Genomic DNA, 14,597 nt, shown 5'->3' on the forward strand with positions numbered 1-14,597 from the left:
GCCCAATCCACTCAATACCGGAATCCTTATACGCGGGATATGCTCTGTACTGGCTCATTCGCTGGCCACCTCCGCCAAGTAGCGCGGCAATCTCGGCTTCTACTTGCTTCAGGTCTTCATCAATATCTTGCAGCTTGCGCGGCGGCTGGTACTGGTAGAAGAAGCGGTTGAAGTTGATCTCGTAGCCAACGCGGCCCAATTGACCATCCCTGGCATCGGTAAAGCTCTCATCCATCCAGGCATCCGGTACATGAGGAAGCACTTCGCGAGCAAAGTAGTCGTCGATGTCCTCCAGATAGGGGACGTTCTCGTAATCAGTTAAATCTGTGTCTGGCACCAGCTCGCCGTTGTAATCCGTGACTGGCTCGGCTTTCGGGTCTTTGTGACCAAAGGCGTTGATCAGCGCGGTGATCAATGTCTTGTTGGATTTGACCTTGAGCTGCTTGGCTTCGTCGGACTTGATCGCGTCCCTGACAAAGGTTTCTGCCCAGCTATAGGGCTGCGTTTGCCCGATCAGCGGCTTGAGGGCTTCGCGCCAGAATGTCTGATGCGCGTCAGAGAGCTTTTCCCAGGCAGCTTCGGCTTCCAGCCGCTCCATGCCCACCTTATCCAGCTCCAGGGTCATGCGCAACGGGCGCAGGACCTTGATACGGCGGTAGCCAAAGGTACGGTAGTCCAGCATCCGGGAAAGCGCCCCGGTTTCGCCTGCGGCGTAGATGTCCAGAATCTGGCGGCGCTGCTCATCGCTGACAATACGGCGCTTGTTGCCCTCGTTGCGGATTGAAGTCCACAGGTCGGTGGCGTTGATCAACTGCACCTTGCCTTTGCGCTCCTGCGGCTTCTTGTTGGACAGAATCCACAGGTAGGTGGCGATATTGGTGCGAAAGAACAGATCCGTTGGCAGAGCTACAATGGCTTCAATCAGGTCGTCTTCCAGCAACCAACGGCGTATTTCCGATTCGCCAGACGCGGCACCGCCGTTAAACAGTGGCGAACCCGACAGCACGATAGCGGCGCGGCCACCGCCGTTGTTCGGCAGTTCTAGCTTGCTCGCCAGGTGCATCAAAAACAGCATGGAGCCATCGCTAATTTTCGGCAGGCCCGGACCAAACCGGCCCAGCTCGCCTTTTTTGTGTTCCGCTTCGACGGCGGTTTTGTCCTTCTCCCATTTCTTGCCGAAAGGCGGATTGGACAGGCAGTAGTGGAAACGCTCACCGGCAAACTGGTCGTTGGACAGCGTGCTGCCCTGACGAATGTTCTTCGACAGATCTCGGCCAGGGTCGGACTCCAAACGGCGGATCAGCATACCGGCCACACAAACCGCATGGGTTTCCGGCTCCAACTCCTGCCCGTGCGGCACCAGCACTGGCGGGATCTTGTCGCGGTTACCGTAGTCGCCCACATGGTTCATGGCATCGGTGAGGAAGCCACCCGTGCCACAGGTCGGGTCATACAGAGTACGAATCAAACCGGGGCTGGCCTCGAACAGGGCATCATCCGGGTCAAGTAGCAATGCGGTCGCCAGGTGAACGATGTCACGCGGCGTCATAAAGTCCTCGGCTCCTTCATTGACCTCGGCACCAAAGCGGCGAATCAGGTGTTCGTAGATATTACTCATCACTCTATCTGGCACCGCGTCCGGGTGCAGGTCGATCTTGGCGAAGTTCTGGCAAATCTTGTACAGCAATCCCGCTTTCTCCAGCCGGATCACCGTATTGCCAAACTCAAACTCCTCGAAGATAGCGCGAGCGTTATCCGAAAAAAGGGCGATGTAGTCTTCCAGATTGCGGCGCGTCTTGGTGCTACCCAGGGTGCCGAGGGAGTATTCAGAGGTGTTGTAGAAGGGGTATTCAGCGGTTGAGCGCAGAATGGTATCCAGCTCAACATCGGCATCCTTGAAAGCGTCATGCGCTTCTCTCACCGCCTCTCGGGTCGGCTCCAGCGCACACTCCAGGCGGCGCAGCAAGGTAAACGGCAAAATGATCTTGCCAAAGTCCGTATGCTTGAAGTCCCCCCACAGGTCTTCCGCGTTCTTCCAAATAAAGTCAGCCTGTGAAGCTGCCGATCCCGTAAATTCGTTCATTCTGGACTCCAACCATCTTTTGCACAGAACGGTAATGTAGTCAATCTGCGAATGTCAACCAGATTTTGCAAAAAAGGGGGTGGATTTCAATTCTTGGCTAAATCTGCGATCCTACCTCAGAATGCAAATAGCCTTACTGTCGCTCAAAAATATACTGAAGCTCTTGTTGCTATTGGATCGGCCAATAATCAAAAAATTGTGCTCATGCCTATGGAAGCCTCAGCGCTTGTTGGTTCTTTGGTTGGTATGGGGGCAATTGCTCAAGAAATTTTTGGCAAAGACGGCAAAAAGTAAAGCCTCCTAGTTACTCTCGGGTCTATGAAATTTGTCTTATCAAATCTTGGAGACGGCAGTAGGTGGGTGTATAATGGTGATTTTATGGAATATTTAATAGAAAGCCCCCAAATTTCTTTCGGTGTTTGGGGCTTGATCATTTTCGGTTTTAGCCTGCTGGTGGTAGAAATATTCATTTCTGGCATTTTCTTAATGTGGTTGGGAGCAGCTGCTTTATTAACGGCATTGGTTTTTGCTCTGTGGGAGCAATTTTTTTCTCCTATGAATTGGCAGGTTCAGGTACTTATTTTTTTGGTTTTTTCGTGGATCACTATTTATTCTGTGCGCCGCTATGTTCTATCGCGTAAGGGCTCTAAGGGCGATTTACTTAATAATCGTGTTGAAGAAATGCTGGGTACCACAACAATTTTAGTTGAAGATTTAAAAAGGGGGCGCGGGCGTATCCTTGTGAATGATGTTTTGTGGACGGTTGTTGGACCAGACTTACCAAAAGACACATTTGTTACTTTGGTTCATTATGAAGATGGTTATTTTAGAGTCGAGCCTGCCGAATCGTCACAGGATTTAACGCTGTGCGACTTAGCTTCATCTGATAAAGAGCTTGTTTGAAATTTAAGTTATTGAAGCTATTTTGATTATGGGTTTCTATGTAGAGGGTAATATTGCCGGTTAAAAAGAGTTCATATTTCAAAGGACTTACGACGTTAACGTAATCTTATTGTCTGGATTATGGCTGCTAAAACCTTATACGAATAATAAGATAACATGTTGATTGAATAAACCCATAGCATTAAAGCGTGGTTATGGTTATTCCCACTCAATAGTGCTAGGAGGCTTTGAGGTTATATCATAAACTACGCGGTTTATCCCAGGTACTTCATTGATAATGCGCGTGGCAGTGCTACTTAGGAACGCCATATCATAGGGATAAAAATCAGCTGTCATCCCATCAAGCGAGGTAACTGCGCGTAAGGCGCATACATACTCGTAGGTGCGACTGTCTCCCATAACCCCCACGCTTTGTACAGGTAACAATACAACAAAGGCTTGCCATATTTTATCATAGAGGTCTGCTTTATGAATTTCTTCGAGGTAAATTGAGTCTGCTTCGCGCAAGATAGCGAGTTTTTCTGGGCTTATGGCACCAGGACAACGGATGGCGAGTCCTGGACCTGGAAAGGGATGACGCTTAATAAAAGCTTCAGGTAGCCCCAATTCACGGCCAAGGGCGCGTACTTCGTCTTTGAATAAACTACGCAATGGTTCGACCAATTGCATATTCATTTGCTTTGGTAGGCCGCCTACATTGTGGTGGCTTTTAATGGTTACAGAAGGGCCGCCTGTAAAAGAAACGCTTTCGATGACATCGGGGTAAAGCGTGCCTTGAGCCAAAAATTTCGCGCCCCCAATTTTGCGCGCTTCTTCTTCAAATACTTTTATAAAGAGGCGACCAATAATTTTGCGTTTTTCTTCTGGATCGACTACACCCTCAAGGGCGGTGAGAAATGTTTCGCTTGCGTCTACATGAATGAGCAGGATATTATAGGTTTCTCTGAATAGGGAAACTACGTTTTCTGCCTCATTTTTACGTAAAAGGCCGTGATCCACAAAAATACAGGTTAATCGTGACCCGATAGCTTGGTGGATAAGCACTGCTGCCACAGAAGAATCTACTCCACCCGACAGGCCGCAAATGACCTTGTTTTCGCCTACTTGTGCTTTAATTGCTGTCAAAGCTTGTTCACGATATGCGGCCATGGACCACGTTGCATTAAGACCAGCTATGTTGAGCACAAAATTTTGTAACAATTTTGCCCCGTCGGGTGTATGGACGACTTCTGGGTGAAATTGTACGGCGTAAAGACGCTGGCTCTCATTGGCGATAGCAGCAAAAGGTGCGTTAGGTGAGGTGCCAATTACTTTAAAGTCGGGTGGTAAAGCGCTGACTCTATCGCCATGGCTCATCCATACCTCGTATTCCTTGCCTTTTTCCCATACCCCGTCAAACAGTGGACTTTCTTCTTCAATCTTTAAAAGCGCGCGACCAAATTCGCGGGTTTGGCTGCTTTCGACCCGCCCGCCTAATTGGGCGCATATGAGTTGCTCGCCATAACAGATACCTAAAATGGGAATATTGGCCGAAAAAATTTCTTGGGGGGCACGTGGCGCGTTAGGATCAAGGATTGAATGGGGGCTTCCTGAAAGGATAATCGCTTTTGGCTTGATGCGTGTTATGGCTTCGCGCGCTGTTTGAAAAGGAACGATTTCGGAATAAATACCTACCTCGCGGATACGCCGCGCAATAAGTTGAGTGACTTGCGATCCAAAGTCGATGATAAGAATGGTATCAGGATGTGTTTTATTCATATCAGAGCTCGTAGCGTGAAAGAGGTTTGATTTCAAGGGGGCTAGTGGAAACACAAAGTATTAAAATGGGCAGTGTCTTGCTACTTGTGCGTTGGTTTTCATACGGTTTTTTCAAGAATGGAGATGAAGAAGCCATCGCTTTGGGTACGGGCTGGCGATAATAATAGGCCCTGCTCAATAAAGGTTGGATGTGGAGCGTGATGGTCTATTATCTCTTGCCAGAGCGGCCGAAGGTTAAGAGCATGAAAGCGAGGATTCTGTTGTAAAAAGTACATAATTTGGTGGTTATTTTCCTCTGGAAACAATGAACAAGTGATATATACGAGACGTCCTCCCTCTTTAAGATAGGGCAGTGCACTCGTAAGTACTTGTGCCTGTTCACGAATCCGTTGATTTAATTGATTATTGCTTAACCGCCATTTGGCATCGGGGCGGCGGCGCCATGTGCCACTACCCGTGCAGGGGGCATCAAGCAAGACGAGATCCATTTGCCCTTTGAGATTGTCTAAAGCAGCGTGGGTAGAGTGGATTTGGACATTGCGTGCGCCCGCGCGACGCAGGCGGTCATAAATGGGTGCAAGCCGTGCTTTGTCGGCATCATAGGCATGAATCTGACCACGATTTTCCATATCGGCTGCTAAAGCAAGGGTTTTTCCGCCTGCGCCTGCGCAATAATCTAGCACTTGCATCCCTGCTTTTGCGCCTACAAGCCGCGCCACGATTTGAGATCCGAGATCCTGCACCTCAAAATAGCCTTTTTGGAATTCTGCTTCAGTTTGCACATTGGGGTGTCGTTCAAGCTTTTGGATGGGAGCAACCCGTAAAGTTTGCGAAAACCAAGGGATAGGAGCGGCATAGGGAAGCGCCTTGCTTATTTTACTAATTATGCCAAGACCTTTGAGGCGGTTTACTCGTAGATCAAGGGGCGGACGTTCACTTAAAGCATGCCCCTCTTCTATCCAATCTGCCCCAAAACTTTCGGTGAGGGCGTTTGTACACCATTCTGGTACATCAGCGCGGATAAAAGGAGGGGCATTATCCAAGAGGCGGCTTTGCCAAGCGTTGCGACGGTCAGTAGAGAGGGCAGCAGGAGCAAAACGGTCAGTGTGTAAGGCTGCATCAATCTCGGAGAAGGTCAGCCCTCCTCCCGTTAGCAAAGCGCCGAAAGCCGCGTCTTTGTAATCCTGGCTATCCATGCGCCAGCATAATGAAGATTGGCAGCGGAGCGTATCATAGACAATATTCCCTATCGCTGCACGGTCGTGCGCGCCCGCAAAACGGTGGTTGAGTCCCCAGTCTTTTAACGCCTCTGCTGCGGGGCGGTGACGTGTTTTTATATCGTTTAGAATATCTATTGCCGCTTGTAGGCGTCCACCAAGTCGCATTATTTTTTCCTTAATGGCTTTTCCATAAATGATTTTAGCAAGAAAGGGAACGGTTAGGAATAGAATTATGGCTTAATACATAGTTTTTATTGAGCACCTATTATAATTGTGTAGGCGGCTAGGTATAGGATTTATAAAGCAGATTTAGTGCAGAGTAGGTACTATTGTAGCCTATATGGAGGGGTGCGTGCGGCCCTATGTTGATCTATCAAAATACTTCTATCTAATTTTGATTTTGTGTTAGATTATGCGTTACACACTAGTAATGGCAGAAAAGTTAGGAGCGCTTCATTGAAGCATGAAGAGAAACCCTATTACAAAAATGCCTAAAGCTATTACCCATTCGATAAAGGAAAACATGGTGGTTGCAAAGGGGCGCCTTTTTATGAGAAGGTGTGCTAGATCCTTGACTTTGACAGCTAGAGTTGCAAGGCTTGCAACGGTGATGAAAGTGCCCAGTGCCATAATAAAGACGGCTAGGGAGCCGATGAGAAAAAGACCGTTGATCAAGGTAAAGGTTATGATAAAAATCGCTCCGGTGCAGGGGCGGATACCTACAGAAATGATTGCGCTAAGAGCCGCGCCGCTTGTGAGGGGTTTTTCTATGAGGTCTGCCGAAAGTATATGCGCGTTTGTACACACTTCACAATATTGAGTTTTGAGGGTGTCTGCTCTAGAGTTTTTGGTGGACTTAAGATTTAGGGCAAGTGGAGGGGGAGTTACTGGTTCACAAAGTTGGTTGGACCTATAGTCGTTGTTTTTTACTGAATCATGAGGGTGGTGGTTAATTTGCAAGCGGTGGTATAAAGCGCGGCTTTTACGCCATAAAAGGCTGAGCCCTAAAAGCATGATTAAACCAAAGCTTGCGCGTACCGCCCATTCAGATGCTTGCGTAAGGCGGGCCGGCAGCAAGTAATAAACAAGGGCAACAATAAAAATGGCGCTTATCGCTTGTAAAAGGGAGGCGCAGAAGGAAAGAGCGATGCCGCGTTTAAAGCTTTCATTGTTAGCAAAAAGATAGGAAGATATAACAGCTTTGCCGTGACCTGGCCCTAAGGCGTGAATGATACCATAAATAAAGGAGACAGCGAATAACTTAAAAATATTGCTAGGTGTCTGGCGGATGTGAATAAACCAATCGGTGATAAGGCGTTCGAATTTATTCTGCCAAAGTCCGATGGTTATAGCAATATGTTGCCCCCAAGTGCCTCCACCAAGAATGGGTTGTTCAGCTACGCCGATGCCAAGTGATGAGCGGGCTTGACTTTCTAAGTTTAAAAAACAAAAGAAGATGAATATAAGGCTGCTTAAGATTAGAGTTTTTTTCATTTTTTCCTGAAAGCTTTTTAAAGTACGTTCAATTGTGAATTGATTATCCTATACGCATTAAAGCGGCTGTGGAAGTCTGCAGTCTTACTTATTGATAAGGATAGGGGTGATTTTAAGACAAGCCATAATTTGTATTTACTTTTTGCTTTTTGTTTGGCTTTTACAGCTAACATCTAAATAAGTTGCAAGGCTTTGAGCGAGTTTTAAGCTTTGTTCGCCATCGGTAAAAAAATCTTCTGTAAGATTAGCTAAGTCATCGGTGAGTGTTTCGTTTTCATCGGGTTTGATCATTTTCATTTCGCAAAAAGATGGTAGCGGCATCAGTATGAAATTTTGGGGCTTAGGAAAATCTACAGCCACGAAAAATGTGGGGTCGTAGATAGAAAAGCGGTAATGGTGATTTTTGTCGATTTTTATGGTTTTTTTGGGGGCTATAGAAAAATGAATGGATAAGCGTTTATTCTGCATTATTGCGGTAAGGGTGGTGGGTGGGTCAATCTTTATATCCTCCCCATCGACTTTTAGGGATTGAAAGTAATGATACTCTTTCAAAGAGGTTTTGATAGTTTCAGCTACCGTTGCGAGTTCATCCTTATCTAGGATGCGGTCGTGATTTTTATCAAAATCAAGAGTAACCCCCGCTGAAAAAATGGGGTCAAATAGCCAATTCTGCTCTAATTCGATGATCTCATTATGCTCATTGAGGCGTATCGCAACCTGAGCATTGACGAAAACATGTGGATGTGCAGCAACGAAGGTGGGGGGTAGGCTCACCCAGGATAGAAAAAAAAACAACCAATAAGGTGTGAACCGTATTGGCTGGTAGTGCTGTTTTTCTTTGCTCCAGCGGGAGGGTCGAATCTTTGTGCGTTCGGTGGTATACAAATTATGCCTTCCGCTTATTTTCCTTCAATAGCACTCACAATCTGTTTAGCATTATATTGCATCATATCAAGATAGGTTGATGCAGGCCCATTTTGTGCTGACAATGCGTCCGAATAAAGAGTGTTACCAATTTTTACGCCAGCTTCTTTGGAAATTTGCTCAATCAGGCGGGGGTCGCTGATGTTTTCAACAAAGAGGGCGGCAGCTTTTTGTTTTTTGATTTGTTTGATGATTTTAGCAACGCTGGCTGCACTCGCTTCTGTTTCAGTAGATATGCCTTCAGGTGATAAGAAAGTGAAGCCATATTCATGAGCGAAATAACTAAATGCATGGTGATTCGTGATGATGATGCGTTTATTTTTAGGGATGCTTGCAAATTCTGATTTGATTTTTTCATTTAGATTGTCAAGTTTTTCGGTGTAGGCTTTGGCATTAGATTTAAAGGTGGGGCAGTCGTTCGCATTAATTTGGCAAAGGCCTGCTGCTATGTTTTTTACATAAATTTTGACATTACTGATTGATTGCCAAGTATGCGGGTCGTATTTGCCGTGGTGGTGCTTATGTTCACTATCGTTATTATGCTCTTTGTTATGGTCATGACCCTGGCTACGTTGCAGGGCTTCAACCCCTTTGCTTGCTACGACTACGAGAGCTTTGGTGCCGCTTGCGCTGATTAGCCGGTTGATAAAGCCTTCCATGCCAAGCCCATTGGTAAAGATAATTTGTGCTTGTTTAATGTTTTGGGCATCGGCGGGGGTTGGTTCATATATGTGGGCATCCATATTGGGGCCAACTAGTGAGATGACATTAACTTTATCCCCGCCTACATTTTTAACAATATCAGCTAAGATTGAAAATGTTGCTACCGATTTGATAGGCTCTTGTGTTTGCGCACTAAGCGCAGAGAAAGGAAAAAGAAAAAAGGCGCTTAACGCGATGAGCTTTTTCGAATAATTTAACATATAATTTACCTTTAGTTTATTGCAATTTTAGGTTTATGAAGTTGGAGAGCGGGGCGGGAACCAAGCTAGCAAAAGGCCGTGCGGAGCAATGAGAGCCGATAGGAGATAGATAAACCCCGCGGCTATAATAATGGACGGTCCAGAAGGTAGAGCGAAATAGAATGATAAGATAAGGCCGCTAAAGCTGGCAATAATACCAATGGCAATGGCGAGTATGCAAATCGGACCCAAACTTTGGCACCAAAAGCGAGCAGTGATTGCAGGAATCATCATAATTCCAACAGCAAGTAAGGTGCCAAGCGATTGGAACCCCCCCACAAGGTTGAAAACCATAAGCCCTAACAAAAGTACATGCACGTATTTACCTAGCGGTGAGACTGAACGAAAATATAAAGGATCTAAGCTTTCATGTACGAATGCACGCCAAAAGATAATTGTTAGGCAAAAGGTGATAAGGGTGATGGTGGCGATCAATAAAAGTGCCTCCTCATTGATAGCGAGAACGGAGCCGAATAAAACGTGAAGCAGATCAACGGTAGAGCCTTTGAGCGAAAGAATCATGACTCCGCTTGCCAAGGCAATGAGGTAAAAAACGGCCATAGAGGCATCTTCTTTTTGGTGCGCACTACGTGAGATAAAGGCAGAAGAAAAGGCAACTATGAGGCCGGCTATTACCCCACCAATTGTCATGGGCAGGAGCGAAAGGCCGCAGAACAGGAAGGCAATTGCTACGCCAGGTAGGATGGCATGAGACATGGCGTCGCCTGTTAAACTCATACCGCGTAGCATTAAAAAAACGCCGATGGGACAAGCGCTAATGGCAAGGAGAATTGAACCTAAAAGGGCGTTGCGCATAAATTGGAACTCAAGGAATGGCGCGATTAAGACATCCATCATGCTTAACCTGCTTTCTCCAAGTCGTTGACAGGAGCGTAGAGGGTAACAGGCCGCTTTTTAAAGAGCTCTTGGGCATTGAAGCTTTTTTTCTCAACATTTATAAACGCGTTGGTAGCGCCAAAATAGCCTTTTCCTTTCTCAATATGAAGGGTATAAGGGAAATGTTTTTGGACAATTTGAGGGTTGTGAATAGCCATAAAGATGCTACGTCCTTGGCTCTGCCATGTTTCTATCATGGATATGAGATCTTTTTGGGTGGTGAGGTCAATGCCATTGAAGGGTTCATCAAGAAGGATAATATCAGCATCTTGAACGATGATACGTGCAAAAAGAGCTCGCTGTAATTGGCCGCCTGATAAGGTATTGAGGGGGCGAGAGGCTAAATCTTTTAGCCCGGTGATTTCTAGTGCTTCTTGGATTTTTTGTTGGTATTGACGATGATTTTTCCATAGACCGCAAGATGACCAAAGACCCATTTTGACGAGTGCTTGAACGGTTACAGGAAAATTGCGATCGATATCGCATTGCTGCGCAAGATAGGCCGTGCGGCTTTGGGTAGGCGTCAGAATCCGTCCTGAAATTGGTTTGAGAATGCCAGCAATTGCTTTCAGTAGAGTTGATTTTCCTGCTCCATTATCGCCAGTTACGGCTACCATAGCGCCAGAGGGAATCACAAGTAAGAAATATTTAAGCGTCGTATGTTTGCCGTAGCCAAGCTGTATATCGTGCAATTGTAAACACATATGCCCATTCCATCTACGTTTCTATCTTGATCTCTAACGGCATTTTATGCTGTTGATCATGGATATGTTATATTATTACATATGTCAAGCTATCTGAGGGTGATTGGGTGGTGTGTCCTAAAGGAATTAGAGTCGATAAAGGTGGTGTCAGAAAATTGGGGAAAACCCATAGATTTGGTTCAAAAAAATGTGAAGGCAATTGCTCTTGAATCTAGGCTTTACGCTAAAAAATGTGAAGAAAGTTAGCTTTTGTTGTTCGTTGATGCGTCTTGATTCCATTTAGAAATAGCTTTATAAACCTATATGTAGTAGCTCACCTTTTTTATAGCACTATTTATAAGGTGTTGTCGGGTCTTTTACGCATGAATCATGCTTAGGATAGGCCGTCAATTCACTCTATGCTGGAGATTGGGGCATAAAGGTGGGGCTTTCAGGGGGGGGGCAAAGCCGCTACCTTTCGATCTAAGGAGAGCGTGTTATGTGTAGTAGATTTGGATTCATGGGTGAGCGGTCTTGAGTATAAGAAAAGTTAAAAATCTGAAGATATAGAAGAATATTGGGAAAAGCGGGGATTTATATGATCTTTTTATTTATTTTTCGGCATTATTTAGAATAATTCCGCGTTCATTGGAATTGTATCTTGGAATTTTAGATAAATTTATCTTAGTTTCTATGGATTTATATTTAACATGATATATATCTTATTGCATAGGGGTTGCTTTCCTTAAAAATGGATTGCCGGAACCTTGCTTTTAAGAGGTATAGCTGTTGGATTATGCTTACTTTGGTGAAAAGGGTGTCGGAGAGACCCTTTGAGAGTCGCGCCGTATGACGCAGATTTGATTAATGATGGAGCCGATTGTGTCGGCATATTGGAATGAGGATGATGATGAGCGTAACAATTTATAGCAAACCCGCCTGCGTGCAATGCACAGCCACTTATCGTGCTATGGAAGCGCGTAATATTGATTATCGGATTGTGGATATTTCAAACGACAGCGAGGCTTATGACTATGTGCAGTCGCTGGGTTATCGCCAAGTTCCCGTTGTTGTCTGGGGCGAACATCATTGGGCAGGCTTTCGGCCTGATAAAATTAACGCTATGGGCCATTAATGGGATTGCTTGTTTATTATTCCAGCGCTACGGGTAATACGCATCATTTTGTTTCACAGCTTAATTACGCTTTATTGCGGATTGATAAGCATAATCTCATTCAACCGGTGAAATGTCCTTATGTTTTGGTTTTGCCAACCTATGCCGATAGAGAAGGAAAGGGTGCTGTACCCAAAGCGGTGGTGGCGTTTTTGAATCATACGCAAAATCGGGAGTGGATCCGCGGGGTTATTGGTGCAGGAAATCGAGATTTTGGTTGGACTTATAATTTAGCGAGCCGTGTCATTGCGCAAAAATGTGGTGTTCCATGCTTATATCGTTTTGAAATGCGTGGAACCCATGAAGACATTGCGCATGTGACGCACATATTACAACATTTTTGGAAACAGCAAGACGATCATGCCTCAGTCAACGGATAAAATTTATGACTATCACGCCCTTAACGCCATGCTTAATCTTTATGATGAGCAGGGAAATATCCAATTTGATAAGGACAGGCTTGCGGCTAGGCAATATTTTTTGCAGCATGTTAATCAAAATACGGTTTTTTTTCATGATTTGAAGGAAAAGATCGATTACTTGATTGAAGAAGGTTATTATGAAGAAGAGGTCTTCACCCTTTATGATTTTGCTTTTGTGAAGGCTCTATTTAAGCGCGCTTATCATTATAAATTCCGCTTTCCTACATTTTTAGGTGCTTTTAAATATTATACGAGTTACACGTTAAAAACTTTTGATGGTAAGCGCTATTTAGAACGTTATGAAGATCGGGTATGCGTATTAGCTTTATACTTAGCACAAGGTGATACTGTGCTTGCAGAAAGCTTGGTAGATGAAATTATGACGGGGCGTTTTCAGCCGGCTACCCCTACCTTTTTGAACGCAGGCAAAAAACAGCGTGGTGAATTAGTCTCGTGTTTTTTATTGCGGGTTGAAGATAATATGGAGTCGATTGGTCGTGCTATTAACTCAGCGCTACAGCTTTCAAAGCGGGGCGGTGGTGTCGCTTTGTGTTTGAGCAATCTGCGTGAAGCAGGCGCGCCTATCAAAAAGATTGAGAATCAATCTTCGGGTGTTTTGCCTGTGATGAAACTTTTGGAGGATGCATTTTCTTATGCTAATCAATTGGGTGCTCGCCAAGGGGCAGGGGCAGTTTACCTCCATGCGCATCATCCAGATATTATGCAATTTTTGGATACAAAGCGTGAAAATGCGGATGAAAAAATTCGTATAAAAACCCTTTCCCTCGGGGTAGTGATTCCTGATATTACTTTTGAGCTGGCTCGTAATAATGAAGATATGTATCTTTTCTCGCCCTATGATGTAGAACGAGTGGTGGGGAAGCCATTTAGCGACATTGTGCTGAGCGAGTCTTATCGTGATTTTGTTAATGATCCTCGCATTAAAAAAAGCAAAATCAGTGCTCGAAAATTTTTCCAAACCTTAGCTGAAATTCAATTTGAATCTGGCTACCCCTATATTCTTTTTGAAGATACAGCCAATCGTGAAAACCCAATCGCAGGGCGCATCAATATGAGCAATTTATGTTCAGAAATTTTGCAAGTAAATGCTCCGAGTACTTATCATGAGGATTTTAGCTACGACCATATTGGGCTTGATATTTCTTGTAACCTAGGTTCTTTGAATATTGCTAAAGTCATGGAGGGTGAAGATTTTGGGAAAACAGTAGAAATTGCTGTTCGCGCGCTTACATCTGTTTCCGATCTTAGCAATATTGGTTGTGTACCTTCCATTGCTAAGGGGAATGCCCAAAGCCATGCTATTGGGCTTGGCCAGATGAATTTGCATGGTTTTTTAGCGCGTGAAAAAATCTATTATGGCTCACCTGAAGCGATTGATTTCACCAATATGTATTTTTATCTTGTGGCGTATCACGCCCTGCATGCGTCCAATCTTTTGGCCCAAGAGAGGGGCCAATCCTTTGAGGGTTTTGAACAATCAGCCTATGCGGACGGGCGCTTTTTTGAAAAATATATAAGTGAGGAGTGGGCTCCACAGTTTGAACAAGTAGCCGATCTTTTTGCGCGTAGTCATATTACCCTTCCTAGCCGTGAAGATTGGGAAACTTTGCGCGATAGAGTAATGGAGCACGGGCTGTATAATCGAAATTTACAGGCTATACCGCCTACGGGGTCAATTTCCTATATTAACCATGCTACCTCCTCTATCCATCCAATTGCGGCAAAAATTGAAATCCGTAAGGAGGGAAAAATCGGGCGTGTTTATTATCCAGCGCCTTATATGAACAATGAGAATTTAGAATTTTATCAGGATGCCTATGAAATAGGTCCAGAAAAAATTATTGACACCTATGCTGCAGCGACGCAACATGTGGATCAGGGTCTATCGCTTACCTTGTTTTTCCGTGATGATGCGACCACGCGTGATATTAACCGAACCCAGATTTATGCATGGAAAAAGGGTATTAAAACCATCTATTATATCCGATTGCGCCAAATGGCTTTGAATGGTACCGAAATTGAAGGTTGTGTTTCGTGTAGTTTGTAAGATTGATCA

At 45.0% G+C, this 14,597-nt stretch carries 11 protein-coding genes and 2 pseudogenes; 5 read left to right on the forward strand and 8 right to left on the reverse strand.

All coding sequences use genetic code 11. The annotated features are described in order from the left end of the window. Nucleotides 1-54 precede the first annotated feature (54 nt). Nucleotides 55-2,083, reverse strand: a pseudogene (locus ACK28X_RS11000) (type I restriction-modification system subunit M). 138 nt (nt 2,084-2,221) lie between these two features. Between ACK28X_RS11000 and ACK28X_RS11005 the strand changes: the two are divergent. Beyond that, nucleotides 2,222-2,377: pseudogene (locus tag ACK28X_RS11005) on the forward strand (SPFH/Band 7/PHB domain protein); the annotation flags it as partial. Between the two features lie 84 nt (nt 2,378-2,461). Further along, entirely contained in the window at nt 2,462-2,986 is a 525-nt protein-coding gene (locus tag ACK28X_RS11010; protein ID WP_412058997.1) for an NfeD family protein, read from the forward strand. Nucleotides 2,987-3,184: 198 nt separating this feature from the next. On the opposite strand, the gene guaA is transcribed toward ACK28X_RS11010, so the two are convergent. The 7 genes from guaA to ACK28X_RS11045 all read right to left on the reverse strand — a co-directional run bounded on the left by guaA (nt 3,185) and on the right by ACK28X_RS11045 (nt 10,945). Continuing rightward, the gene (guaA, locus tag ACK28X_RS11015; RefSeq protein WP_412058998.1) at nt 3,185-4,744 is read right to left on the reverse strand and encodes a glutamine-hydrolyzing GMP synthase; all 1,560 of its coding nucleotides are present in this window, start codon (nt 4,742-4,744) and stop codon (nt 3,185-3,187) included. A 98-nt stretch (nt 4,745-4,842) separates the two neighbouring features. Beyond that, complete coding sequence (locus tag ACK28X_RS11020) at nt 4,843-6,129, reverse strand: RsmB/NOP family class I SAM-dependent RNA methyltransferase (protein WP_412058999.1); 1,287 nt, start codon at nt 6,127-6,129, stop codon at nt 4,843-4,845. 288 nt (nt 6,130-6,417) lie between these two features. Next, a complete protein-coding gene (locus ACK28X_RS11025; protein ID WP_412059000.1) occupies nt 6,418-7,458 on the reverse strand; it encodes a nickel/cobalt transporter in 1,041 nt (346 codons plus the stop codon). Nucleotides 7,459-7,593: 135 nt separating this feature from the next. Then, on the reverse strand, nt 7,594-8,343 hold the full coding sequence (locus tag ACK28X_RS11030; RefSeq protein WP_412059001.1) for a DUF1007 family protein: 750 nt from the start codon (nt 8,341-8,343) through the stop codon (nt 7,594-7,596). A gap of 14 nt (nt 8,344-8,357) precedes the next feature. Beyond that, on the reverse strand, nt 8,358-9,305 hold the full coding sequence (locus ACK28X_RS11035) for a metal ABC transporter solute-binding protein, Zn/Mn family (RefSeq protein WP_412059002.1): 948 nt from the start codon (nt 9,303-9,305) through the stop codon (nt 8,358-8,360). A 33-nt stretch (nt 9,306-9,338) separates the two neighbouring features. Further along, on the reverse strand, nt 9,339-10,202 hold the full coding sequence (locus tag ACK28X_RS11040; protein WP_412059003.1) for a metal ABC transporter permease: 864 nt from the start codon (nt 10,200-10,202) through the stop codon (nt 9,339-9,341). A 2-nt stretch (nt 10,203-10,204) separates the two neighbouring features. Continuing rightward, on the reverse strand, nt 10,205-10,945 hold the full coding sequence (locus ACK28X_RS11045) for a metal ABC transporter ATP-binding protein (protein WP_412059004.1): 741 nt from the start codon (nt 10,943-10,945) through the stop codon (nt 10,205-10,207). Between the two features lie 889 nt (nt 10,946-11,834). Here ACK28X_RS11045 and nrdH point away from each other — a divergent pair. From nrdH to nrdE, 3 genes are read left to right on the forward strand one after another with little or no spacing between them, the layout of a single operon-like run. After that, on the forward strand, nt 11,835-12,059 hold the full coding sequence (gene nrdH / locus ACK28X_RS11050) for a glutaredoxin-like protein NrdH (RefSeq protein ID WP_412059130.1): 225 nt from the start codon (nt 11,835-11,837) through the stop codon (nt 12,057-12,059). Beyond that, nucleotides 12,059-12,478 (forward strand): class Ib ribonucleoside-diphosphate reductase assembly flavoprotein NrdI, encoded by a 420-nt coding sequence (gene nrdI / locus ACK28X_RS11055; RefSeq protein WP_412059005.1) that lies wholly within the window; start codon nt 12,059-12,061, stop codon nt 12,476-12,478. Before nrdH ends, nrdI begins: the two co-directional genes overlap by 1 nt. Beyond that, nucleotides 12,459-14,588: a class 1b ribonucleoside-diphosphate reductase subunit alpha gene (gene nrdE / locus ACK28X_RS11060; RefSeq protein WP_412059006.1), complete on the forward strand. Its 2,130-nt coding sequence runs from the start codon at nt 12,459-12,461 to the stop codon at nt 14,586-14,588. The genes nrdI and nrdE overlap by 20 nt, the downstream gene beginning before the upstream one ends. Nucleotides 14,589-14,597 lie beyond the last annotated feature (9 nt).

This window comes from Bartonella sp. DGB2, assembly GCF_046843095.1.
Taxonomy (GTDB): domain Bacteria; phylum Pseudomonadota; class Alphaproteobacteria; order Rhizobiales; family Rhizobiaceae; genus Bartonella.

What these genes read in the sequence shown, in the direction of transcription:
- ACK28X_RS11010 (WP_412058997.1), top strand. Translation starts at nt 2,462, where the DNA reads ATGGAATATTTAATAGAAAGCCCCCAAATTTCTTTCGGTGTTTGGGGC.
- guaA (WP_412058998.1), bottom strand. Translation starts at nt 4,744, where the DNA reads ATGAATAAAACACATCCTGATACCATTCTTATCATCGACTTTGGATCG.
- ACK28X_RS11020 (WP_412058999.1), bottom strand. Translation starts at nt 6,129, where the DNA reads ATGCGACTTGGTGGACGCCTACAAGCGGCAATAGATATTCTAAACGAT.
- ACK28X_RS11025 (WP_412059000.1), bottom strand. Translation starts at nt 7,458, where the DNA reads ATGAAAAAAACTCTAATCTTAAGCAGCCTTATATTCATCTTCTTTTGT.
- ACK28X_RS11035 (WP_412059002.1), bottom strand. Translation starts at nt 9,305, where the DNA reads ATGTTAAATTATTCGAAAAAGCTCATCGCGTTAAGCGCCTTTTTTCTT.
- ACK28X_RS11040 (WP_412059003.1), bottom strand. Translation starts at nt 10,202, where the DNA reads ATGATGGATGTCTTAATCGCGCCATTCCTTGAGTTCCAATTTATGCGC.
- ACK28X_RS11045 (WP_412059004.1), bottom strand. Translation starts at nt 10,945, where the DNA reads ATGTGTTTACAATTGCACGATATACAGCTTGGCTACGGCAAACATACG.
- nrdH (WP_412059130.1), top strand. Translation starts at nt 11,835, where the DNA reads ATGAGCGTAACAATTTATAGCAAACCCGCCTGCGTGCAATGCACAGCC.
- nrdI (WP_412059005.1), top strand. Translation starts at nt 12,059, where the DNA reads ATGGGATTGCTTGTTTATTATTCCAGCGCTACGGGTAATACGCATCAT.
- nrdE (WP_412059006.1), top strand. Translation starts at nt 12,459, where the DNA reads ATGCCTCAGTCAACGGATAAAATTTATGACTATCACGCCCTTAACGCC.